This is a genomic window from Mycetocola sp. 2940 (assembly GCF_040548835.1).
GTDB lineage: Bacteria > Actinomycetota > Actinomycetes > Actinomycetales > Microbacteriaceae > Mycetocola_A.
In genome coordinates this window covers 156,241-179,638 of record NZ_JBEPSK010000006.1, presented here as the reverse complement: position 1 = coordinate 179,638, position 23,398 = coordinate 156,241, and the positions used below count along the sequence as shown (strand labels likewise).

At 67.5% G+C, this 23,398-nt stretch carries 17 protein-coding genes and 1 tRNA gene; 2 read left to right on the top strand and 16 right to left on the bottom strand.

Going from position 1 to position 23,398, the window contains the following annotated elements:
• Nucleotides 1-29: 29 nt before the first annotated feature.
• The 4 genes from ABIE24_RS11030 to ABIE24_RS11015 form a co-directional block, all read right to left on the bottom strand.
• Nucleotides 30-908: a M48 family metalloprotease gene (locus ABIE24_RS11030; protein WP_354499579.1), complete on the bottom strand. Its 879-nt coding sequence runs from the start codon at nt 906-908 to the stop codon at nt 30-32.
• A gap of 73 nt (nt 909-981) precedes the next feature.
• On the bottom strand, nt 982-1,548 hold the full coding sequence (locus tag ABIE24_RS11025; RefSeq protein WP_354499578.1) for a LemA family protein: 567 nt from the start codon (nt 1,546-1,548) through the stop codon (nt 982-984).
• A 119-nt stretch (nt 1,549-1,667) separates the two neighbouring features.
• Nucleotides 1,668-2,981, bottom strand: coding sequence for a D-arabinono-1,4-lactone oxidase (locus tag ABIE24_RS11020; RefSeq protein ID WP_354499576.1), 1,314 nt, complete (start codon nt 2,979-2,981; stop codon nt 1,668-1,670).
• Entirely contained in the window at nt 2,978-4,243 is a 1,266-nt protein-coding gene (locus ABIE24_RS11015; RefSeq protein ID WP_502916270.1) for an alanine racemase, read from the bottom strand. The genes ABIE24_RS11020 and ABIE24_RS11015 overlap by 4 nt, the downstream gene beginning before the upstream one ends.
• A 159-nt stretch (nt 4,244-4,402) precedes the next feature.
• Here ABIE24_RS11015 and ABIE24_RS11010 point away from each other — a divergent pair, with 159 nt between their 5' ends.
• The gene (locus ABIE24_RS11010) at nt 4,403-6,496 is read left to right on the top strand and encodes a hypothetical protein (RefSeq protein ID WP_354499572.1); all 2,094 of its coding nucleotides are present in this window, start codon (nt 4,403-4,405) and stop codon (nt 6,494-6,496) included.
• A 49-nt stretch (nt 6,497-6,545) separates the two neighbouring features.
• Nucleotides 6,546-8,210, top strand: a complete 1,665-nt coding sequence (locus tag ABIE24_RS11005; RefSeq protein WP_354499571.1) for a bifunctional 3'-5' exonuclease/DNA polymerase — start codon at nt 6,546-6,548, stop codon at nt 8,208-8,210.
• A gap of 341 nt (nt 8,211-8,551) precedes the next feature.
• Here ABIE24_RS11005 and ABIE24_RS11000 read toward each other — a convergent pair.
• The 12 genes from ABIE24_RS11000 to mfd form a co-directional block, all read right to left on the bottom strand.
• Nucleotides 8,552-8,624: transfer RNA gene (locus tag ABIE24_RS11000), tRNA-Leu, on the bottom strand.
• A gap of 84 nt (nt 8,625-8,708) precedes the next feature.
• Nucleotides 8,709-9,707: an NAD(P)-dependent alcohol dehydrogenase gene (locus ABIE24_RS10995; RefSeq protein WP_354499569.1), complete on the bottom strand. Its 999-nt coding sequence runs from the start codon at nt 9,705-9,707 to the stop codon at nt 8,709-8,711.
• Between the two features lie 88 nt (nt 9,708-9,795).
• Nucleotides 9,796-11,223 (bottom strand): NAD(P)/FAD-dependent oxidoreductase, encoded by a 1,428-nt coding sequence (locus ABIE24_RS10990; protein WP_354499567.1) that lies wholly within the window; start codon nt 11,221-11,223, stop codon nt 9,796-9,798.
• Between the two features lie 43 nt (nt 11,224-11,266).
• A complete protein-coding gene (locus ABIE24_RS10985; protein WP_354499565.1) occupies nt 11,267-12,529 on the bottom strand; it encodes a S8 family peptidase in 1,263 nt (420 codons plus the stop codon).
• Nucleotides 12,530-12,537: 8 nt separating this feature from the next.
• Nucleotides 12,538-13,071, bottom strand: a complete 534-nt coding sequence (locus ABIE24_RS10980; protein ID WP_354499563.1) for a DUF501 domain-containing protein — start codon at nt 13,069-13,071, stop codon at nt 12,538-12,540.
• Between the two features lie 17 nt (nt 13,072-13,088).
• Nucleotides 13,089-13,571 (bottom strand): FtsB family cell division protein, encoded by a 483-nt coding sequence (locus tag ABIE24_RS10975; protein ID WP_354499561.1) that lies wholly within the window; start codon nt 13,569-13,571, stop codon nt 13,089-13,091.
• 168 nt (nt 13,572-13,739) lie between these two features.
• Nucleotides 13,740-15,020, bottom strand: coding sequence for a phosphopyruvate hydratase (eno, locus tag ABIE24_RS10970; protein ID WP_354499559.1), 1,281 nt, complete (start codon nt 15,018-15,020; stop codon nt 13,740-13,742).
• 352 nt (nt 15,021-15,372) lie between these two features.
• Nucleotides 15,373-16,650, bottom strand: a complete 1,278-nt coding sequence (gene hisS / locus ABIE24_RS10965) for a histidine--tRNA ligase (protein WP_354499557.1) — start codon at nt 16,648-16,650, stop codon at nt 15,373-15,375.
• Nucleotides 16,651-16,686: 36 nt separating this feature from the next.
• Nucleotides 16,687-17,367: a nucleoside triphosphate pyrophosphohydrolase gene (locus ABIE24_RS10960; RefSeq protein ID WP_354499556.1), complete on the bottom strand. Its 681-nt coding sequence runs from the start codon at nt 17,365-17,367 to the stop codon at nt 16,687-16,689.
• On the bottom strand, nt 17,364-18,791 hold the full coding sequence (locus tag ABIE24_RS10955; RefSeq protein ID WP_354499554.1) for an aldehyde dehydrogenase family protein: 1,428 nt from the start codon (nt 18,789-18,791) through the stop codon (nt 17,364-17,366). Before ABIE24_RS10955 ends, ABIE24_RS10960 begins: the two co-directional genes overlap by 4 nt.
• On the bottom strand, nt 18,788-19,666 hold the full coding sequence (locus ABIE24_RS10950) for an SDR family NAD(P)-dependent oxidoreductase (protein WP_354499552.1): 879 nt from the start codon (nt 19,664-19,666) through the stop codon (nt 18,788-18,790). The genes ABIE24_RS10955 and ABIE24_RS10950 overlap by 4 nt, the downstream gene beginning before the upstream one ends.
• 65 nt (nt 19,667-19,731) lie before the next feature.
• Entirely contained in the window at nt 19,732-23,346 is a 3,615-nt protein-coding gene (mfd, locus tag ABIE24_RS10945) for a transcription-repair coupling factor (RefSeq protein ID WP_354499550.1), read from the bottom strand.
• Between the last annotated feature and the right edge of the window lie 52 nt (nt 23,347-23,398).

Sequence of the window (23,398 nt, the reverse complement as noted above, 5' to 3'; positions counted from 1 at the left end):
TTTCTGACCGAGCACCGCGTGCTGCATCGTTAGAACCCGCCACCGATGGTGCGGAGGCGTGCGACGCGCTCTTCGATCGGCGGGTGGGTGGCGAACAGGCGGGCGACGGCGCCGGGCTTCAGCGGGTCGGCGATCCAGAGGTGAGCCATCGATGAGTTCTGCCGCCGCATGGGCCGACCGTACGCCTGCAGCTTCAGGAGAGCGTTTGCGAGGGCATCCGGGTGACGTGTCGTGAGCGCTCCGGTGGCATCCGCGAGGTACTCGCGCTGACGGGAGACCGCAAGCTGCACCATGCTGGCCAGCAACGGTGCAACGACCATGGCGATGATGCCGAACACCATGACGATCGGGTTGCCACCGTTATTGCGGTTTCCGCCACCGAACCACGCCATGCGCAGGAACATGTCGGCGAGAAACCCGACGGCGACGACGAGGCCGAAGACGATCATCGACACCCGGATGTCGTAATTGCGCACGTGGCCGATCTCATGCGCCATGACTCCCTCGAGTTCGGAATCGGTGAGGATGTCGAGCAGGCCGGTGGTGGCTGCGACCGATGCGTGTTGCGGGTCGCGCCCGGTCGCGAAGGCGTTCGGAGCCGGATCGTCGATGAGGTACACCTTGGGCATGGGCGAGCCCGTTGTGATCGCGAGGTTCTCGACGATGCGGTACAACCGCGGGTTGTCGCGTTTCTCGATCTCTCGACCGCCCGCGATCGCGAGGGTCTGACTCGAGGCGAAGTAGTACTGGAAGATGGCGTAGGCGAGCGCCCCGACGATGGTGAAGATGACGATGGTCGGGCTGTTGTAGACGTACCCGGCCAGAGCGCCCAGGCCTCCGATGATCAGCAGGAAGAAAGCGATGATGAGCACGGTGTTCACCTTGTTCCTGCGGATGGCCCTGTACATTCATCGTCCTTTCGCATCGGATACAGCAAGGGCCCGGGCGCATTCTGCGCGCCCGAGCCCGAATCAGAGTTTCTTAGAACTGCACGCGCGGCGGCTCAGCAATGGCCGCGTTGTCGGTGACCTCGAAGAACTCGCGCTCGCTGAAACCGAGGTTCTTCGCGATGAGGTGGTTCGGGAACACCTTGATCTTCGTGTTCAGCTCGCGCACGCCGCCGTTGTAGAAACGCCGTGACGCCTGGATCTTGTCTTCGGTGTCGACGAGTTCGCCCTGGAGCTGGAGGTAGTTCTGGCTGGCCTGCAGCTGTGGGTAGGCTTCGGCGACCGCGAAGATCGACTTGAGCGCCTGCTGCATGTGGTTCTCGGCCACTGAGGCGTCTGCGGGCCCCTGGGCGCTCAGCGTCTCGGCGCGAGCCCTCGTGACGTTCTCGAAGACAGCCCGCTCATGTGCGGCGTAGCCCTTGACCGATTCGATCAGGTTGGGGATCAGGTCTGCCCGGCGCTTGAGCTGCACGGTGATGTCGCTCCAGGCCTCGTCCACGCGCACGTTGAGGGACACCAGGGAGTTGTAGGTGACCCAGAAGTAGATACCGACGATGACCGCCAGAGCGACGATGATGAGTACAGGAATGAGCCATTCCATTGCGAGTGCTCCCTTATGTGTGCTGAATGTGCTGCGTTTAGGTTGTCCCTGCAAGTCTACGGGTCCGACCGTGCCGATCCCTGAGGATATGGCCGGTTCTCAGGCAACACTGCGCCGCCTCAGGACCCGAGCACACGGGTCAGATACGGGTTCGAGAATAGCCGCCGCGGATCGAGCCGATCGCGGACCGCGAGGAACTCGTCGAAGCGCGGGTACAGCGGCCGGAGGGTTGTGGCATCCTGCGTGTGCATCTTGCCCCAGTGCGGCCGCCCGCCGTGGTTGATCAGGATCGACTCGACCGCAGCGAAGTACCGGGCCGGGTTTTCGTGGACGTAGCGGTGGACGGCGACGTACCCGGTGTCACGGCCATAGGCGGTCGAGAGCCACAGGTCGTCGGCAGCGGCGAACCGCACTTCGATCGGGAAGCTGATGTGCCACCGCTTCTCGGCGATCAGGGCCTCGATCTCGCGTACGGCGGCTGGGACCTTCTCGGCTGGCAGCCCGTATTCCATCTCCCGGAAGCGGACGGTGCGCCTGGTCGAGAAGATGCGGTGCGAAACGTCGGTGAACTTGCGGTTGCCTGCGAGCGTCGTGGCCAGCCGATTCACCACGGGAATCACCGGCGGAAGCACGGTTCCGGCGAAGCAGCTGACCCGATACACTCCATTCCCCATCAGGGTTTCGTCGACCCACCGTCGTCCGAACGGGAGGGGCCGGCGTCCAGCGGTGACAGGCAACCTGGTGAGCGTCTTCGTCAGGGCTGTCGTCGTGTGCGGAAACCAGAAGAACTCGAAATGATCGGCGGATGCCGTGCGTTCGGCGAGCGCGTCGAGCACGTCGGCGAGCGGCTCCGACCGTTCGACCGACTCGAGGAGGAAGCGGGGAACACAGGCGATCGTCACCTCGGCGAGAATGCCGAGGGCGCCGAGTCCGAGCGCGACCGCGGGCAGCAGTTCTGCGTTGTTCTCGTCGTCGACGCGCATCGATTCGCCGTCGCCGGTGATGAGCGTCATCCCGCGGACCTGGCCGGCCAATCCGCCGTACCCGGACCCGGTGCCGTGCGTCCCGGTCGAGATGGCGCCGCTGATGCTCTGCCCGTCGATGTCGCCGAGGTTGGTCATGGCAAGCCCGTACGGCGCGAGAAGACGGGGGATGTCACGCAGCCGGGTTCCGGCGTAGAAGGTCGCGCGGCCGTCAGCGGTGGGCCGGCCGACCAGCCCGGCGAGGTCGTCCAGGGCGAGCTGCACCCCAGTGGCCACGGCGATTCCTGTGAACGAATGCCCGGCTCCGACCGCCTTGATCGGGATGCCCGATCCACCTGCGGCCCGGACGGCGCGCTGCACGGCGGCCGTCGTCCGCGGTCGTTCCACCCGCAGCGGTCTGGCCTCCTCGGTTCGGGCCCAGTTGCGCCACACCGCTCCTGTTGCCGTCACAGAAAGGCTTTCCCTTCGCCTCGATAGGTGGGGAGCCGATTGACCACCCGGTCGTTGTCGACGACGGCGAACTCGTTCACCCGTTCGCTCAGTTCACCCGATTTCGAGTGCCGGAGCCAGACCCGGTCGCCGGTGGCCAGCATCGACGCCCCCGCCCCGCGAATCGGCGTTTGCACTTCTCCGGCCATCTCTCGCGGAACGAGGTGCAGTCCGGCCGGCCATTCCAGTCGAGGCATCCGGTCTTCACCGGGCGGGCCGGATGCCACCCAGCCGCCCCCGAGGATGACGGCCATCGACGGCGCCGGTTTGCGCACCACCGACAGGGCGAACGACGCGGCAGGGGCAGGGCGGAACGTGCGGTAATTGTCGAACAGGTGTCCCCCGAGGATCCCGCTTCCTGCGGCGATCTCGGTGACCGAATCGTCCTGTGACGTGCTCTCGAGCGAGCCCGTTCCGCCGCCGTTGACGAACTCCAGCGCAGTGATCTCCCGCACGGCGGCCACCGCCTCGGCGCGCCTCTCGGTGAGTTCGGCGACCGACCGGCGTTTCATCCACCGTTTGGTGAGTGACCATGAGCCCCGCGGATCGGTGCGGTCACCGAGGCCGGCGATCTGCGCTTCGTAGGCCATCATCCCCACGAGGGTGAATCCGGCGCGGGCCTGGATGGCTGCGGCGAGCGCGGCGGCTTCGCCGGCGGTGCGGACCGGTGACCGCCAGACGCCGACGTGGCCGAGCAGCACGGCCGCCTGCCAGGAGACGTCGAGTTCCAGACAGAGTCGCAGGTTCTCGCGCTGGTTCGGTGGCACGCAGGCGTCGATGAAGTCGAGGTGCTCGGTCGAGTCGACCATGAGAGTCACGCGGGCGGCGGCCACCGGGTCGGCAGCAAGCCGGCGGATGGCGTGGGCGTCGGCCGTCGGATAGCCCACGACGACGTCGTCGATCGTTTCCGCGAGCCAGAGCGCCTCCGGGAGAGTGAACGCGAGCACTCCCGCGTATCCGTCCGTGCCCAGGAGCGCGTCGATAAGTCCGCGCACGCGAATCGACTTGCTGGCGACGCGGATCGGCTTTCCGGCCGCGCGGCGCACCAGGTCATGGGTGTTGAAGCGCAATGCCCCGAGTTCGAGAACGGCGAGCGGGCTTTCGAGCCCGGAGGTCGCGGCTTCGAGGCCCGGCCAGAACTGCGCGGGGTCCAGCCATGGGGCGGGTGCAAGGTCGGCTGGTCCCACGGCGGAGAGGGTGATCGCCACAGCCCCTCCCTTCATCGAATTCCACGTTAGCGGTTTTCGGTTGCCGAATAGCCGGGCCTGAGGCTGGGAAACACCCCCAAACGGGCGTGGCGGTTTGACAGAATCCGAGACTGCCTCGTAAATGGAATCACGGTGGGGATATTCAGTGCTGCTCGACGTCGCGGGGGCCGGTCGGTGGAACTGACACGGCAATCCCCACGCGCCCTCGCGCGGACCGTCGCGGTGCTGGCGGCAGCATCCGCCGCTCTCCTCGTTCTCGCGTTTCCTGCGTCCGCGCACGCTGAGCCGGAGACGCCTCCGGCGCTCACCGCTGAGCGGCCGACGATCACGTCCCCCGCAGACGGCTCGTTCCTCGGTTCAGGGAGCGCCGTTCTCACCGGGACGAAGGCCGCCGGCTCGACGGTCCAGATCCTGGCCGGCTCGTCGCGGACCAGCGTGTGCACCGTTCGAAGCGCCGACACGACGTTCTCGTGCTCCGTCAGCCGCCTCCCCAGCGGGCCGCGAATACCCCTCACCGCTGTGCAGCTCATCGACGGTGACGACAACCTCGAGTCAGAGCCCGTCTACGTCGACGTGCTGGCGCCACCGACCATCGCCGGCACCCCCGTTCTGACCAACGGCCTGGTCCAGGGTGTGGGCTATCCCAACGCACGCATCACCCTGTCGGTCGGCGGCGGATCGACATGGAGCTTCCCCGCCGGGCCGGAAGGGGCGTGGGCGTACGTGCTTCCGCGCACGATCGGCAGTGGCAGCTACACCCTCACCGCCACCCAGTCCACACCGTTCAGCCACGGGAGCCAGTCGGCAAGCAGCCCCGGCGTCTCGATCACGCTCGACGTCGACCCGCCTGAGCCGCCCACCCTCACCTCTCCCCGGCCGGACAGCAGCGTCTCCCCGACGGGCGTGCGGTACTCGGGTGCCGGCGAGAACGGCGCGACCGTGAACGTGTTCGCCCTCACGGCATCCGGGTCCGACGTCGCGCTCTGCTCGGCGACCGTCTCCGCAGACGCCTGGAGTTGCACGGGCGCCGCGCTGCCGGCCGGCACCGCAACGGTCACGTCGTACCAGACGGATGCCGCAGGCAACGCCGGTACCGGAAGCGCTCCGCTGTCGCTCACCGTCTCTCAGCCGTCCACGGCGCGGCCGACACCCTCTCCGTCAGCGACGGAGAGGGATGACCCCACGGTCGCCCCGGTGGTACCGACAGTTCCTCCGTCGGCCACTCCGACGCCGAGCCCGTCAGAGTCCGTGGTACCGGTACCGCCCGCGGAGCCGCCCGCTGCGGAACCTCCGAGTGCCGGCACCTGGGAGGCCGCGACGCCGTTCACGACCGCGGTGCCTCCCGCACTCGGCACGGCGGACCTGTCCTGGCTGCGGGCACTGCTGCTCGCCGCTGTCGCCGTTCTTCTGCTGTTGGTTCCGGCTCGGATGCTTGCCACGACCGTTCGCGGGCGAGGCGCCCGCGGGCTGCCTGTCGCCCTCACTGGGCGCAACCGCGTGCCCACGCACGACGACCCCGCTCCGCTCGTGACAGCGCCCGGGGAACGGGTCACGGCCGCCGTCCTGGTCGCCGTGGCCGGGGGAATGGTGCTCTTCGCCAATCCTGTGCAGGGTGAGCTGGAATTCCTGCGCGTGCTGCTGGCATCCGTAGTCGCCGTTTCGCTGGTGAATCTAGTCGCAACGGTAGTGCCGGCCCGCCTGGCCGCTCGGCTGCCGTCGGGTGACGCCACCGTCGCGCTCTCCCCCCGGTTTCTCCTCACGGTAGCGGGGGTCGCCGTACTCTCGCGGGTGTTCAGCCTGGAACCGGCGCTGCTGTTCGGCATCGTCTTCACGGTCACCGCCGTCTCGGGGACGCGTTCAGCGCGAGGAATGGTCGCCGGCATCCGGATCGCGGCGGTCTTCGCCCTCGGACTCCTCGCGTGGCTGGCGTCGACGTTGCTGGGGACCCCGACCGGGTTCCTGGACTCGCTGCTCACTGAGACAGCGAACGTTGCGGCGATGGCGGGCATTGGCTCGGCCGCGATCCTCCTCGTTCCTCTGGGCCGGCTGGATGGTCGCGCGTTGCTCCTCTGGTCGCGGCCGGCCTGGTTCGGCGCAGCGTTCGTGGTGCTGACGGTGCTCTTCGCGCTGCTCGCCCCCGTCGTCGATGTCTGGCAGACGAGCGGGGACGTTCTTCTCGCTCTCGTCGTCGTCCTGACTTTTGGCGCGCTCGGCCTGTCGCTCTGGATCTGGCGGCGACTGGTCCAGCCCGCCATGACGTCGGACTGAGCCGGGCGGCGGACCACCTCCTGTCGGTCGTGGACGGGAGAATGGGATTGTGTTCATTGTGATTGCAGGCTCCCCGCGCGGCAGCGTGACGCTCACAGAAGTCGACGCCGCGGGTGTCGCGGCGGCACCGGTGTTGCTCGACGCTGCCGGATTTCTGGCGGCCGTGGCCAGCCGTGAGCCGGCACGACCCCGCTGGGTGTGGAGCGACACGACGCTGTGGTACCCGGCGCTGCTCGAAGCCGGGCAGCGGGTCGAACGGTCGCAGGATCTTCGGCTCGGGCACCGCGTCCTGAAGCTTTCGGAGGCCACCCGGGGCACACCGCTGCGGGACGCACCGGCGAATAGCTGGGATGACGCCGCCAGTCCCGCCGGCGACCACGCCAACACCCTCTTCGACGACGGGGCGTCAGCGCCGGGCGCCGACCCGGTCGCGGAATTCGTGCTGCAGCGACAAACACTCGATGAGGTGGCTCGCAGCGACCCGGCGAGGGCCCGGAGGCTGACGCTCCTGCTGGCCGCGGAGTCCTGTGGGGCTCTCATCGCCGAGGAGATGCGGTTTCACGGGATGCCGTGGCGGCGGGACGTGCACGCCGCGAAGCTCGAGGAGGCGCTCGGCCCCCGTCCGCAGTTCGGTGGGCGACCGGCCAGGCTGGAGGCGCTCGCCGACCAGATCCGTGCCGCTCTCGACGCTCCCGCGCTCAACCCGGATTCACAGCCCGACCTGCTCCGCGCCTTGAAGAGGGCCGGCCTGGCCGTGACCGGAACGAGCAAGTGGGATCTTCGCGAGTTGCGGCATCCGGTCATCGAACCGTTGCTTGCGTACAAGAAGGGCGCCCGGCTGCTCTCGGCGAACGGCTGGGTCTGGATGGACGCCTGGGTGCAGGACGGTCGCTTCCACCCGGAGTACGTCGTCGGCGGTGTCGTCACCGGTCGCTGGGCCACGCGGGGTGGGGGCGCACTCCAGCTACCAGCCGAGGTCCGCGGGGCCGTCAGGGCCGACGAGGGCTGGTCGCTCGTCGTGGCGGACGCTGCACAGCTCGAACCGAGGATCATCGCGGCGATGGCGCGCGACGAGGCGATGGCGGCGGCCGGCCGCGAACGGGACCTCTACCAGGGGCTCGTCGATGCCGGGGTCGTCGACACCCGCGCCCACGCGAAGGTGGCCATGCTCGGCGCTCTCTACGGTGCGACGAGCGGCGAGAGTGCCCGGCTCATGCCGCGGCTGACCCGCGCGTTCCCCCGGGCGATCGGCCTCGTCGAAGCTGCCGCCCGCACCGGTGAACGCGGTGAGCAGGTCAGCACGTGGCTGGGCCGCAGTTCGCCTGTTCCCGGAGACGACTGGGAGGGTGCCGACGCCGTGTCGACAACGGATGCCGCGCCGACAGAGGATCGGCGGGCGCGACAGGCGGCCAGGGACTGGGGGCGCTTCACACGCAACTTCGTCGCGCAGGGCACCGCAGCGGAGTGGGCGATGTGCTGGATGGCAGGGCTGCGCAAACGACTCCGCCTGCTCGCCGACGAGGGGGGTGAGCCGCACCTCGTGCTCTTTCTCCACGACGAGGTGATGGTGCACACCCCGGCACACCTGGCTGACGCCGTCGGACACGCCGTGACCGAGGCGGCGAACGACGCGGGCCGCCTGCTCTTCGGCGACTTCCCTGTCGACTTCGCCCTGACCATTGCGACCGTCTCGAGCTACGACGAGGCCAAGTAAGGTCAGCCCACGTCAGGCGAACGTCTCCCGAGCGGCCGAGTGTTCTCGGCGCATACGCGTTGATCCCGTGAAATATCTACCCCCCGTCAAGAACACAGGGTTTGTCGCATACTCCTTCGATGGATACCGCACCAAACTTGTTCGTTACGCCCGACTGCCCTGTCTGCTTGATGCAGCTCGAAACCGCCGGCTCCGGGAAACACCAGCATTTCGTTTGTCCGTCGTGTCATCTGGCGTTTCTCCGCACGTCACGAGACCGGGTCATGCACGAAGACGACGCGCCGACGCAACGACACCTCGCGCCGACTCCCTGGTGAATGCCTGGTCGCGGCGCGGCCACGTACCCCCGGTGGGACTCGAACCCACACTGGAGCGATTTTAAGTCGCCTGTCTCTGCCATTGGACTACGGGGGCGTGCTCTCCCAGCCTATTGTGCGGCACCGTGAACACCCGACGCGCACCGCCCAGGTCACGATGGCCACGTCACGATGGCCCGGCTCACGATGGCGAGGGCACGACGACGACTTTGCCGAGCGCGCGTCCTTCACCGACCGTGGCGAGCGCCTGCGGGACCTCCTCCAGCGTAAAAGTCCGGTCGACGTGGATTCGGAGTTCTCCGGCGACGCATTGCGCGGCGACGGGTTCGAACCAGGCTGGCCCCTCCCTCGCGACGAGGATGCCCAGGTGCCGCCCCGTGACCACGCCGAGTGCTGCGCCGACCGTCACGACCCGCAGCAGCGCCCGAACCGTCCCGCCAACACAGAGATAGCGCCCGCCTCGTGCCAGTGCTCGCCGGTATGCGAAGACTGATCGGTGGGCGACGAGATCGAGCACGAGGTCGAACGGCTCCAGCCTGGTGAAATCCTCCTTGCGGTAATCGATCACCTCGTCCGCTCCGACGTTCCGCATGAACGCGAGTTTGCTCGCGTTGTCGACACCGGTGACGTGAGCACCGGCCCGTGATGCCAGCTGGATCGCCAGGGACCCTGCACCTCCCCCGGCGCCATTGATGAGAACGCGCTGCCCCGGGCGCGCACGCGCGGTTCCCTGCAACGCGATGGCGCCCGACTGGGGCAGGGTCGAGGCGTCGACGAAGGTCAGCTCTGGGGGCTTTTGGGCCAGCCCAGACTCAGACGCCACCGCGAATTCGGCGAACCCGCCCATCAGACTGAGATTGTCCCCATACACGTCGTCGCCGACCCGGAACCGGGTGACGCCAGGGCCGACGGATGCGACGACTCCGGCGATGTCGGAGCCGAGCACGCGTCGTGACGGCGTGCGCAGCCCTCCGATCCGAGCGTAAGCGGGGGAACCGGTCAGTCCCTCCCAGTCAGACAGGTTGACGGACGTGGCTGCGATGTCGACGAGCACCTGCTTCGGTCCGGGTGTCGGCACCGGAACCTCTTCGACCCGGAGCACGTCGGGCGGGCCGTAGCGGTCGTGCACGACGGCCTTCATCACGATCGTCTGTCCAACAAGGAGCGCCGGGGTGGACACATGCGAGACAGTGTACGCGAGCCGGAACATCCGCTGCGTTAACGAGAATGAGCCCGGTCCAGGACCGGGCTCATCTCACATTCAGGAACTACTTTGACGCGGCGACGGATTCCTTCTCCACGAGCGGTTTCGCTGCCTTCTTGACCACGGGCTTCTTGAGCACTTCGACCGGCTTGACGGCATCCGCTGCGGCGGGCGGCTTCGGCCGCGAGGCGAATTCTTCGAATGCCGCGCGCGGGCTTTCGACTGCCGCGAGGCTGACGATGTCGCGCCCGAGGAACACGTTGATGACCCACCCCATGATGACGCGGATCTTGCGCTCCCAGCTCGGCATGGCGAGACCGTGGTAACCGCGGTGTGCGATCCAGGCCAGGAAGCCCTTGATCGCGATCTTGCCGGACTGGAAGACACCGATACCGAGACCGAGGCCGGCAACGGCGCCCATGTTCTTGTGGAGGTATTCCCGCGGCTCCTCGTCGCGGAGGACCGCAACGATGTTCTTCGCCATGAGCTTGCCCTGGCGAACGGCGTGCTGGGCGTTCGGCACGCAGTAGCCGCCGACACCACCACCGGAGAGGTCGCGGATCGCGGTCACGTCGCCGGCGCCCCAGGCATCCGGGACGATCTCGTCGTCGGTGCCGACACGGAGGTCGGGGCGGACGACCAGACGGCCACGCTCTTCGATCGGAAGGTCGGTGTTGCGGACGATCTGAGGGTTGGCCATGACGCCTGCGGTCCAGACGATGAGGTCAGACTCGAACGTTTCGCCGGTCGACAACTCGATCTTGCCGTCGACTGCAGAGGTGAGCTGGGTGTCGAGGTGAACGAGGGCCCCGCGCTCGGCGAGGTTCTTGAGCACCCAGTGACTGGTCTCCAGGCTGACCTCGGGCATGATGCGCCCCATCGCCTCGATGAGGTGGAACTCGACCTCTTCGAATTCGATCTCGGGGTAGTTCTTCAGCAGCGCGCTGGCGAAGGAACGGAGTTCCGCGAACACCTCGATGCCGGCGAAGCCGCCGCCGACGACAACGAAGTTGAGCAGACGCGCGCGCTCGGGTCCGGCAGGAAGGCTCGCTGCCTTGTCGAAGTTCGTCAGCACGCGGTCGCGGATCGCGACAGCCTCTTCGATGGTCTTGAGCCCGATCGCCTCGTCGGCAACGCCGGGGATCGGGAACGTGCGCGACACGGCGCCCGCCGTGACCACGACGATGTCGTAGTCGAAGTCCCAGGCGTCGCCCTCGGCGGGAACGATCGTCGCCTTCTTCTCGGCGTGATTGATGTTCGTGACCTTGGCGGTGAGCACGTTCGTCTTCTTGAGGTGACGACGCTGGGCGACGACTGCGTGGCGCGGGTCGATCGATCCTGCTGCCACCTCGGGGAGGAACGGCTGGTAGGTCATGTACGGGAGCGGGTCAACGACGGTGACTTCCGCTTCGCCATGGCGCAGCCATTTCTCCAGCTTCCATGCGGTGTAAAAACCGGCATAGCCGCCGCCGACAATCAGAATTTTTGGCACGGTGAGGATTCTCCTACTGGGGGGTCGCACGGACTCAAACGGGCTACTGTTCGCGAGCCGTCCGTTTGAGGTGCCGGGTGGCACCGATGGCACCGAGCACTACAAGGGTACCAGTTCCGACGAACAGGGCTAACGGGAGGCTCACATACAAGAGGGTGTCCCGGGTCGGGAGAAACGGATTGGGCGGGCCGGACGCCGTGTCGAGCGGCGGAAGTTCCGGGATGTCGCCGGTGTCCTGCGGAATTGATTCCGGGGTGGATTCCGCCTTCCGGTGCTGTCTGATCCACGCCGCGAGGTCCCCCATCGGGTTCTCGTCAACGGCCGCGACCTCTGCCGTCACCGCGGCGACGGCGTTCACGTAGCCGTAACCATAGGTCGCGTTCGGAAGGGTTTCACCGGCGACGGGACTCGCAGTCCGGATGATCCGGTTGATTACGTTTGCGGCATCCATCGCCGGGTACCGGGAACGGACGAGAGCCGCGACCCCGGCGACGATCGGCGACGCCCCACTGGTTCCCGCCCACTGGACGTAGCTGCCGTCGGGCGACACACCGACCAGCTCTTCGCTGGGTGCGGCGACCGAGAGCGTGATGCCTTTGCTCGAGGCGTCGTAGCTGGCGTTCCCCGACGGGTCGACGCCGGCAACGACGAGGACCCCGGGGATCGTCGCAGGAGCACCCACCTCCTCGGTGCCGCTTCCCCGGTTGCCCGCCGCCGCAACCACGATCACGTCGTGCGCGTAGGCGTACGTGAACGCCTCGTCCCAGCTCTCCGGCCAGTCCTTCGTGTTCGTCGTCAGCGACATGTTGATCACATCGGCGCCGTTGTCGACGGCGAAGTGGATGGCATCCGCGATCTGGTCGGCGAACGGGATGGTAGAGCCGCTCGATCCGAAGCCCACCGAGATGGAGATGAGGTTGGCGCCCGGCGCCGCGCCGATAACACCGATGCCGTCACCGTTGCCGCGTCCGGCGGCGAGCGATGCGACCCAGCTGCCGTGAGGGTTCTCGTCGGCCCCGCCGACCGGGGTCCTTCCGTCGGCGCCGCCCACACCGGACGCGTCATGACCGGCGACGACCGCCCCGGCGAACTCGGTGGGGCCGTTGGCGATACCGGTGTCGATGACCGCGATGGTCGTCCCCGCCCCGTTGCTGTGCTGCCAGGCGTCAGCGATGCCGTAGTTGGCGAGCCAGTACTGGGCGTCGCGCACCGAATCGGCGTACGCGGGCGTCGTTCCTGCGCTCACCGTGCCGAGGACAAAGAGGGTTGTCAGGGCTCCTGCGAGCATCCCCCGATGCTTCTGCATGCCCCTGCTCACTCCCCCGCGACAGCGGGCTGTTCGCTGTCGGGGTCACATTGGCACACCGTAGGCGACCACGCTGCTCGTTCGAGGGCGCGATCGCCGATCGGGTTGACCCCGGGCCCCGCAGCCAGGGCATGACCGACGAGAGCGTGCAGGCATTTCACGCGCACCGGCATCCCGCCCGCTGAGATGTTCGCGATCTCCGGAACCACGGCGATGCTTTCACGGTCAGCGAGGTACGCGGCGTGTGCCGCCGCGTAGGCGGCGAGGAGCTCCGCGTCGGCAGCGAGATCGTCGTTGAACTCGTTCATCACCCGGGTCGCTTCAAGCGTCGACACCGCTGCGGTCGCCGCCGGGTGGGTGAGGTAGTAGAAAGTGGGGAACGGCGTTCCGTCATCGAGCCGCGGGGCGGTGGAGACCACGGTCGGCGCACCGCATACGCATCGCGCAGCGATCCCGACAACGTTACGGGCGGGTCGGCCGAGCTGGGCTGAGACGGCCCGGATGTCGTCAGCCGTCACGGTCTCGAATGGCGGTGTCGTCATGCCTCCATTATCCCTGCTCAGGGAGTGGGCTCGGGCGCCGGCGCCGGCTCGGTAGACCGTTCGCCCGAAACCTCGGCCAGCCCGGCGGTGACCAGTGAGGACAGCATCGACTCAGCCCAGTTCACTGTTGTGGCCTTCAACTCGGTACTGACCGGAGCCTCATCCTCGCCGAACAGTGCAGAATCGACATCGTTCATGACGATGAAGCTGATTTCACCCGGGTTGACGTAGAAGAGGCGGTCGCGGGCCTGAGTCATGACGTAGGTGCTGTCGTTCCAGCGTTCGCGCTCGACGCCCAGTCGCTCGATCTCTTCTTCGCTCGCGTCGACCGCTGCCTGCAATTGAGCGATCTGCTGGCGCTGTTCGGCGTAGGCCTTGAGGTTGGGGGCGATGACAACGATGCCCAGCACGAGGAGGGCCATCATCAGCAGCCCGAATCCTGAGAAACGGATGCCGCGGATCCAGTTTCCCGCCTCGGCTCCCGACACAGGGGCGGGCATGCCGGCACGGGCGCGTCGAGCCGTGCTGGCAATTCGCTGAGTCGACGTCGGGCGGCTGCTTCCTGGTCTTCTGGCCACGCGCCCTCCCCCTTCGATCTGTACTGCTGTTCACGCACAACTCCCGGCATGCGCCGATCTTTCGACGCATACCGGGAGTTGATGAAACGGTTACGCCGAGAACCTCGGGAAGGCGCTGCGTCCCGCGTACACCGCGGATTCGCCCAGCTCTTCTTCGATCCTCAACAGCTGATTGTACTTCGCGACCCGCTCGGACCGGGCAGGCGCACCGGTCTTGATCTGGCCGGCGTTGGTGGCGACCGCGAGGTCGGCGATGGTGGTGTCCTCGGTCTCGCCGGAGCGGTGGGAGAGGATCGCCGTGTAGCTCGAACGCTGCGCCAGCGCGACGGCGTCGAGCGTCTCGGTCAGGGTTCCGATCTGGTTGACCTTGACCAGGATGGAGTTGGCGACCTTGAGGCCGATGCCCCGGCCGAGCCGCTCAGGGTTGGTGACGAACAGGTCGTCTCCGACGATCTGCACCTTGTCGCCGAGTTCGGCGGTGAGGTGCTGGTAGCCCTCCCAGTCCTCCTCCTCGAGCGGGTCTTCGATCGACACGAGCGGGTACGCCTCGACCAGCTCGGCGTAGTAGGCGCTGAGGTCCTGGGCGGAGAGCTGCTTGCCCTCGAAGTGGTACGAGCCGTCCTTGAAGAATTCGGTGGCTGCGACGTCGAGCGCCAGGGCGATGTCCTTGCCTGGCGTGTAGCCGGCGTTGGTGATCGCTTCGACGATGAGGTCGAGCGCGGCGCGGTTGCTCGGCAGGTTCGGAGCGAATCCACCCTCGTCGCCCAGGCCGGTTGCGAGGCCCTTCGACTTCAGGAGCGCTTTGAGCGCGTGGTAGGTCTCGACGCCCCAGCGCAGGCCTTCGGAGAAGCTCTCCGCGCCGAGCGGCACGATCATGAATTCCTGAATGTCGACGTCGTTGTCCGCGTGGGACCCGCCGTTGATGATGTTCAGAAGCGGCACGGGCAGAACGTGGGCGTTCGGTCCGCCGAGGTAGCGGTAGAGCGGGAGGTTCGCGGCCTGGGCCGCCGCCTTTGCGACGGCGAGGCTCACGCCGAGGATGGCGTTGGCACCGAGGCGCTCTTTGTTGTCGGTCCCATCGAGGTCGCGAAGCGTCTTGTCCAGCAGCCGCTGGTCGTCGGCCTCAAGGCCTTCGATGGCGTCGCCGATCTCGTCGAGGACGGCGTCGACGGCCTTGAGCACGCCCTTGCCCTGGTAGCGGTCGGCGTCACCGTCGCGCAGTTCGTAGGCTTCGAACGCTCCTGTCGACGCGCCGGATGGAACGGCAGCGCGCTCCACGGTGCCGTCGTCGAGGAGCACCTCGACCTCTACGGTCGGGTTCCCGCGGGAATCCAGAATTTCGCGAGCGCCTACAGCATCAATGAGTGCCACAGTTTTTCTCCTGTTCGAGGTGGTGCCAGTGGATTGTGTGGAGCGACGTTGACCCGGGGATCAGTCTAGCCATCCGGGTCGGGCAGGTTACGAGGGCGTTTCGGCTTCGGCGGATACGGCACGGACGGCGGGCAGCGACGTCCTGCCCCGTCGCCCAAGGGTGAGAACGGCCGACGGCGGCACGACACAAGGAAGACGGCACCAGAGAAGGACAGAATTTGCTAACTCGTCCTTATCCGGGGTCTTTTTCCTTGTCCCGGGTCGACAACTCAGGCGGGCGACGGCATCGTGTGCCGAGGGTGTGGTCGGGCGCCCATGGGCGCCGGTGCACGATGCCGCCGCCCGCCGTCCGCTAGCCGAGCGGCTTGATGTCCAGGTCAGAGGCGGATGCCGTCGCAGACGTCACAAACGCGAACGCGCCGAATCCTTCACCGGTGACGCGATCGAGCAGCGCTTTCAGGTTCTTGGCCCGCTTCTCCAGCCGCACCCGCCGCCCGGCGGCGACGAGTTCGGCCTTGAGCGCGATGAGGCGGGACGGCTCGACGTCGCGGTCGTAGACCAGGACCGTCGAGTCGGTACGGGTGTTCTCGGCCAGCTCGAGCAGGTCGACGATCCGCTCGAAGCCGATCGAGAACCCTGTCGCCGGAACGTCCTGCCCGAGGAAGCGCCCGATCATGCCGTCGTAGCGTCCGCCGCCGCCGAGGGAGTACCTGAGCTCCGGGTGCTCGATCTCGAAGATCGGGCCGGTGTAGTAGCCCATCCCCCGCACGAGGAACGGGTCGAAGGTCACCGGCGAACCCGACTGGCCTGCCGAGCCGATCATCGCGAGGTCCGCGATCACCGCATCGTCGACGCCGAGCGGAAGCCGCGAGCGGATCTGCGCTTCGCCGAACGGCTGGTCGTCGGGCGCGGGACGCGCGAAGAACTCCTCGAGCCGGTTCACCGCGTCGGGTGTCGCATTGCGGTCACGCAGCTCGGCGAGAACACCGGCGGTTCCGATCTTGTCGAGCTTGTCGACGGTGATGAGAACGCCCGGGTGCTCGTCGGCAACGAAGCCGAATGCGTCGAGCATCCCGGTGAGCAGTCGGCGGTCGTTGATCCGCACCCGGCACCCGGTGAGCCCGAGCGCGGAGAGCACGGCGGAGGTTGCGCTGATCAGCTCGATTTCGGCGAGCGGGCCGGCTTCGCCGATGATATCGATGTCGCACTGCATGAACTGGCGGTAGCGGCCCTTCTGCGGCCGCTCCGCTCGCCAGACCGGTGCGATCTGGACCGCCCGGAAAACCGGTGGGAGTTCGGCACGGTGCGTCGCGTAGAACCGGGCGAGCGGCACGGTCAGGTCGAAGCGCAGCCCGAGGTCGGCGAGCGAGTCGAGGCTCCCCGATTCCGCTGCCGCGACGGCATCCTCAGGAGTCAGCCCACGCTTGAGCACGTTGAACGCGAGCTTCTCGTTGTCGCCGCCGAGGCCGGAGTGCAGGCGGGCGAAGTCTTCGACGACGGGAGTCTCGATCTCGTCGAACCCGAAATCGGAATACACGGATCTGATGATGCCGAGGGCATGTTCCCGCCTGGCCTTGTCCCGGGGAAGGAAATCGCGCATGCCGCGGGGCGGTGTCACAGGAGAGGCCATTCCCCAATTCTGGCATGGGCACACGGGCCGCCCGTCTCAGGGGCCGCCGCCCGCTTCCTGCCGCCGGATGCCGTCCTGCAGTTCGCGGAGCGCCGAGCGGAGGGCACGCTCCGCGTCGAGACCCTGCGACCGGGCTGCCGCCGAGATGTCGAGGAGCACCTGCCCGAGTTCCGCCTCATCTGCGAAGCGCTGTCCGACCCGGTTCGGGCTGCCCGGGTCGACCAGGCCGGCGCGTTCGGCACGACTGAGCACTTTCTCGGCGAGGGCAAGGGCGGGCATGCTCTGCGGGATGCCGTCCAGCGCACTCGTCCGCGTGGATTTCTCGGCGGCTTTCGCGGCGCTCCACACCCGCCAGACCTCGTCGACCGTGAGCGCCGTCTCGTTTCCGAAGACGTGAGGATGCCGCCGGATCATCTTCTCGTTGGCGGCCCGGGCGATGTCATCGAGCGAGAACCTCTCGGCGGGAGTGCGGCGCGCGATCTCGGCGTGGAAGACCACCTGGAGCAGCACGTCGCCGAGTTCCTCGAGCATGACGTCGCGGTTCTCCGCCTCGACCGCGTCGATGAGTTCGTAGCTCTCTTCGATGAGGTAGGTGACGAGCGACGCGTGCGTCATCGTCTGGCTCCAGACGCAGTTGTCGAGCACGGTGCGCATGGAGGCGGCGAGCGCGTCCATCTGCGGAAGCGGGGTCGGGGCGGGGTCGGTAGGGTCGGTCATCGGTTACGGCGCCAGGTCCTGGCGACCACGGCACGCACCAGGAAGTCGCGCAGGTCGTCATGGGGTGGATAGATGAGCTGGAGCGTGTCGGGGTTCGTCGGTTTCGACAGGACGGCCTTGTGGTGGCTGAACGTGTCGATCGAATATTTGCCGTGGTACCGCCCCGTGCCGCTCGGGCCGACACCGCCGAACGGGAGCCGGGGGACCAGCAGGTGAGCGGCGGGGATGCCGAGCCCGACGGCGCCGGACGACGTCTCCCGCAGGAATCGGCGCTCGACCGAACGGTGCGGGCTGAAGACGTAGAGGGCGAGCGGTTTGTCGCGGGCGGTGATGAAGCGGATGGCGTCGCTCACCCCGGAGACGTGCACGATCGGCAGCACAGGCCCGAAGATCTCGTCGGCCATCAGCGGATGCCCCGGGTCGACGCCGTCGATCACGGTCGGCGCGATGTACCGGGAGGCGCGGTCCACCTCGCCCCCGATGGCGGGGCTGGTGCCGGTGAGGAGCGTCGCGAGCCGGTCCACGTTCTGCTCGTTGACGATGCGCGCCAGGTCGGGGCTGGTGCGTGGTTCGGAACCGTACAACTCGGTGATCGCGGCGGCGAGGTGCGGCACGAGAGCCGCTGCTGTCTTCGGTGTCGCCAGGACATAGTCGGGCGCGACGCAGGTCTGGCCCGCGTTGAGGAACTTGCCCCAGGCGATCCGACGGGCAGCGACCGCCAGGTCGGCGCCGTCGTCGACGAAGACCGGCGACTTGCCGCCCAGTTCCAGCGTGACGGGCGTGAGGTGCTCCGCCGCGGCGCGGGCGACGATCCGCCCGACGCGGCCGTTGCCGGTGAAGAAGATGTGGTCGAACCGCTGCGCCAGCAGAGCGGTGGTCGTCTCGACACCGCCCTCGACGACGCGGACCGCTGCCGGATCGAGGTACGCCGGAATCAGTTCGGCGAGAAACCGCGACGATGCCGGGGCCAGTTCGCTCGGCTTGACGAGAACAGCGTTGCCCGCGGCCAGCGCCCCGACAAGCGGCACGAGGGTGAGCTGCACGGGATAGTTCCAGGGGCCGATCACGAGGACGACTCCGAGTGGTTCGCGCACCACCCTGGCCGTTGCCGGCGCGAAGGCGACGGGAACGGCGACGCGTCGGGGGCGAAGCCAGGACCGGAGGCGGCGCAGCGCGAAGTCGATCTCGCCGAGAATCAGTCCGATCTCGGAAATCTGGGCCTCGGTCGGGCTTTTCCCGAGGTCGGTTGCCAATGCCTGCTCGATGTCGGCACCGTGGTCGAGAAGCATGCGCTTGAGAGCGGTGAGTTGCCGTCGTCGCCAGGCAAGCGACCTGGTTCCTCCGATATCGAAGGTCTCCCGGAGATTCCCGACAAGCGCCGCGGCATCCGTCTCACGGAAGGTCTCGGTCCTGGAGATGCTCATGCGCGTGGTTCTTCGGTCGGAACTGCGGCCGGCGTCGCTGCCGGCGAGCTGCGGCCGGTGAACTCGTCCATACTCGAGTACACCGAGAACACTCGGTCTGCGACAGCATCCCAGGCCCGTTGCGGCAGCACGCCTTTCAGCGCGCTCGCGAGGCCGACCGTCCACGGCGTTCTCCGGATCGGCCGGCCGGCAAGCATCGCCTGCCAGGCCCGCGCAACGGCGATGTCGGGATGCAGGACCGGGGTCATCAACGGTCCGCGCGCGCCGTCGAACATGCCGGTGGCGACAAAAGACGGGCAGAAGGTCGTGATTTTCACATGTGAGTTGCCCGAGCGTTCCAGCTCGAGTCGCACCGAGTCACTCCAGCCGATCAGCGCCCACTTCGAGGCGGCGTAGACGCTCATCCGGGGGTTGGCCAGCATGCCTGCGGCGGATGCCACGTTGAGGATTCGTTTCTCGCGTGGCGCGTCGGTGATCATTGCCGGGAGGAACTCCCGGGTGATGTGCATGGGCGCGATCGCGTTGATCCGCATGGTCGGTTCGGTGTCGTGCTCGGAGTCGGTGTTCCAGAAATACTCGTTGCCGCGAACAATGCCGGCGTTGTTGATGAGCACATCGGGCACGCGGCCCTCATCGAATTCGTGGTTCGCCGCACTCCGTACGTCGCCCAGGTCCGACACGTCGACCACCCGCGTGTGGATGACCGTCCCGTGCCCGGAGAGAGCGCTCGCGGTGGCGTCGAGGCCCAGCGCATCGATGTCCCAGAGGGTCACCGACGCTGCCTGCTCTGCCACGGCCCGCTGGGCGTAGAGACGCCCCATTCCTGACGCTGCACCGGTGACGAGCACTCGAGCGTTGGCGACGGTGAAAACCACGGGAACCTCCATTGGGTGCGATGGAACCCCACCCTATTCGATTCGACCCAGCGAACCCCGGCAACCTACGAAGCAGCCTGCTCCTCTTTCGGCGGCACTGGGAAGAGGGCGTCGAGGAACTGGCCGACCCAGGCGATGAGGTCCGCATCGGTGAGTTTCTCGCCGTGCTTCTCGGGCATCGGCACGATCAGGGCGTTGGCCTGGGCCAGGTACTTGCCGCCCGGGTACATCCGCCGCAGTCGCGCTTGCAGCGAATCGGGCAGGTTCGCCGGCGCGGCGCGGAGGTTCGAGCCCATGGCGACGAGCTCGCTGAGCCCGACGCGTTGGGCGCGTTGGCGCAACCGGGACACGGCAATGAGGTTCTGCACCTGCGCGGGCGGTTCACCGTACCGGTCGGTGAGCTCGTCGATGACCAGTCCGATCTGGTCGTCGGCGGCCGCGGGACCGGACGCCGCCGAAAGCTTCTGGTACGCCTCCAACCTCAGCCGTTCACTGTCGACGTAGTCCTCGGGGATGTGCGCATCGACGGGCAACTCGAGCCGGAGCTCGGTCTGGCCCTCGGCCACGTCACCACGGAAGTCGGAGACGGCCTCGCCGATCATCCGCAGGTAGAGGTCGAAGCCGACGCCGGCGATGTGCCCGGCCTGCTCGCCGCCGAGCAGGTTGCCGGCGCCGCGGATCTCGAGGTCCTTGAGCGCCACCTGCATGCCGCTGCCGAGTTCGTTGTTCGCGGCGATCGTCGACAACCGGTCGTGGGCGGTCTCGGACAGCGGCTTGTTCTCGTCGTAGAGGAAGTACGCGTATGCCCGCTCCCGGCCCCGGCCGACCCGGCCACGCAACTGGTGCAACTGGCTGAGCCCGTACTTGTCTGCCCGGTCAATGATGATCGTGTTGGCGTTCTGGATGTCGAGACCGGTCTCGATGATGGTGGTGCAGACGAGGACGTCGAACTTGCGCTCCCAGAAATCGACCACGACGCGCTCGAGCGTGTTCTCGGACAGCTGGCCGTGGGCGACGGCGATCCGCGCCTCCGGCACGATTTCCGCCAGCTGGGCAGCGATCCGGTTGATGCTCGACACCCGGTTGTGCACGAAGAAGATCTGGCCCTCACGCAGGAGTTCACGGCGGATCGCCGCTCCGACCTGTTTGTCGTTGTAGGGGCCGACGAAACTGAGAATCGGATGCCGTTCCTCGGGGGGCGTCGCGAGGGTCGACATCTCGCGGATGCCGGTGACCGCCATCTCCAGGGTGCGGGGAATCGGCGTCGCGCTCATGGCGAGGATGTCGACGTTCGTCTTGAGTTTCTTGAGCTTGTCTTTGTGCTCGACGCCGAACCGCTGCTCTTCGTCGATGATCACGAGGCCGAGGTCTTTGAACGCCATCCCCTCGCTGAGGAGGCGGTGGGTGCCGATCACAACGTCGATGGTCCCGCGCTCGAGACCGTCGCTCGTCTCCTTCGCCTCCTTGGCGGTCTGGAACCGGCTCAGTGCCCGAAGGTGCACGGGGAACCCGGCGAACCGCTCCGAGAACGTCTCGAAGTGCTGCTTGACGAGCAGCGTGGTCGGAACGAGCATCGCGACCTGCTTGCCGTCCTGGACGGCCTTGAATGCCGCACGAATCGCGACTTCGGTCTTGCCGAAGCCGACATCGCCGGAGAGCAACCGGTCCATCGGGATGGGCCTCTCCATGTCGGCCTTGACCTCGTCGATCGTCGTCAGCTGGTCGGGCGTCTCAGCGAAGGGGAAGGCTTCCTCGAGCTCCCGCTGCCACGGGGTGTCCTTGCTGAACGCGAAACCCTTCGACGCCATCCGGGCCGAATACAGCTTGACGAGCTCGACGGCGATGTCGCGCACCGCCTTGCGCGCCTTGCCCTTCGCCTGCGACCAGTCGCTTCCACCCATCTTCGACAGCGCGGGAGCCTCGCCGCCGACGTACCGGCTGAGCAGATCGAGCTGGTCGGTGGGCACGAGGAGCTTGTCACCCGGGTAGCCGCGTTTCGACGGCGCGTATTCGAGTGTCAGGTACTCACGCCGGGTCTTCGTCGGGTTGCGTCCGCCGCTGGAGACCTCACGCTGGCTGAGCTCGACGAACCGCCCGATGCCGTGGGTCTGGTGGACGACATAGTCGCCGGCTTTCAGCTGCAGCGGGTCGACGACGTTCTTGCGCCGGGAGGCCAGCTTCTTCACCTGGCGCGAGTCGTAGCCGATGGTGCGGCCGTAGAACTCGTTCTCGCTGATCAGGGCGAGTTTGGCTTCGGCGAGTTCGAAGCCGCTTTCGGCGGTCGCCTGGAGCAGGTAGGCGATGCCCGGCTCCGGGTCGGCCGGGAACTCGGCCACGACCCGTGCGGGAACCTCGTGTTCAGCAAGGACGTCGCGGGCACGCTCCACCAGCCCGGTGCCGCGTGCGGCGATTCCGACGATCCAGCCGTCGCGGAGCCGGGAGGCGACGTGCTCGATCGCACCGTCGACGTTGCCGGAGAAGCTCGGAACCGCGTCGGCCGTCACCCGCACGGTCAGCAGTTCGTCCATCTCGCGTTCTTCGGGCAGCACGTCTTCCGGCCCCTGCTGGAAGCTGCTGAAGGTCCACCACGGGTGGTCGGAAGCCGGCTGTCCCGGCGCGGTGAACCGTGTGGCATCCCGCAGGTCTTCCAGGGTGATGAACTCGCCGCTGGCGAGGTCGATCGGCGCCTGCGCTCCGGCGGTCGCCGCGCTCCAGGCCGCCGCGAGGAACTCCCGGTTCGTCTCGGAGAGGCTGATGGCGCGGGTTGCCACGCGTTCGGGCGAGATGACGGCGACAGCCGCGCCGGCCGGAAAGTAGTGGCTCACCGGCACGAGCCGCTCGAGGAGCGCGGGGGCGAGCGACTCCATACCCTCGACGGGGATGCCGTTCGCGATTTTCTCGAGCATCCCAGACATGCTGGGAAACTCGTGCTGCATTTCGGCGGCCCGCTGGCGGACGGCGTCGTTCAGCAGCAGTTCCCGGCTCGGCGGGAGTGCGATGCCGGTCACGGCATCCGGGATCGACCGCTGGTCGGCGACCGAGAACTCTCGGATCTGCTCGACTTCGTCGCCGAAGAACTCCACCCGGTACGGATGCTCCGCCACCGGAGGGAAGACGTCGAGGATGCCTCCACGCACGGCGAACTCCCCGCGGCGCGACACCATGTCGACCCGCACATAGGCGAGTTCGACGAGCTGTGTCGAGATCTGCTGCAGGTCGTGACCGCGAGCGCCGGCGTCGAGGCGGATCGGCTCGACGTCGGTGAGGTTGTCGGCCAGCGGTTGGAGGGCGGCGCGGACCGAGGCGACCACGATGAGCGGGGCGGTTCCGTCCCAGTCGGTCATCACCCGGAGGGCGGCGAGTCTCTTGCCGACGATCTCGGCGCTCGGGCTGAGTCGCTCGTGTGGAAGCGTCTCCCACGCCGGGAAGTCGATGACGCGGGCGTCGGGCACGACGCTTTCGAGGGAACCGCGCAGCGACTCCGAGTCGCGGCTGGTGGCGGTGACGACGAACAGCGCCGCAGGCTTCCCGGCCTGCCGACGTGCGGCGAGGAGCCCGGCCAGCAGCGGGGCACGGAGGCCGTCGGTCACCGAGAAATCAGCGTTCCGGGTGGCGTAGCCGAGGGCGTTGTCAAAAGTGGAGGCGCGCGAAAGCGCTTCGATTAAGCCCGAAAGGATCACCGGGACAGTCTACGCGGCACCCGCGACACCGCGGCCGCGGCCGCCAACACCA

What these genes read in the sequence shown, in the direction of transcription:
- ABIE24_RS11030 (WP_354499579.1), bottom strand. Translation starts at nt 908, where the DNA reads ATGTACAGGGCCATCCGCAGGAACAAGGTGAACACCGTGCTCATCATC.
- ABIE24_RS11025 (WP_354499578.1), bottom strand. Translation starts at nt 1,548, where the DNA reads ATGGAATGGCTCATTCCTGTACTCATCATCGTCGCTCTGGCGGTCATC.
- ABIE24_RS11015 (WP_502916270.1), bottom strand. Translation starts at nt 4,243, where the DNA reads ATGAAGGGAGGGGCTGTGGCGATCACCCTCTCCGCCGTGGGACCAGCC.
- ABIE24_RS10985 (WP_354499565.1), bottom strand. Translation starts at nt 12,529, where the DNA reads ATGCAGAAGCATCGGGGGATGCTCGCAGGAGCCCTGACAACCCTCTTT.
- ABIE24_RS10980 (WP_354499563.1), bottom strand. Translation starts at nt 13,071, where the DNA reads ATGACGACACCGCCATTCGAGACCGTGACGGCTGACGACATCCGGGCC.
- ABIE24_RS10975 (WP_354499561.1), bottom strand. Translation starts at nt 13,571, where the DNA reads ATGCCCGCCCCTGTGTCGGGAGCCGAGGCGGGAAACTGGATCCGCGGC.
- hisS (WP_354499557.1), bottom strand. Translation starts at nt 16,650, where the DNA reads ATGGCCTCTCCTGTGACACCGCCCCGCGGCATGCGCGATTTCCTTCCC.
- ABIE24_RS10960 (WP_354499556.1), bottom strand. Translation starts at nt 17,367, where the DNA reads ATGACCGACCCTACCGACCCCGCCCCGACCCCGCTTCCGCAGATGGAC.
- ABIE24_RS10955 (WP_354499554.1), bottom strand. Translation starts at nt 18,791, where the DNA reads ATGAGCATCTCCAGGACCGAGACCTTCCGTGAGACGGATGCCGCGGCG.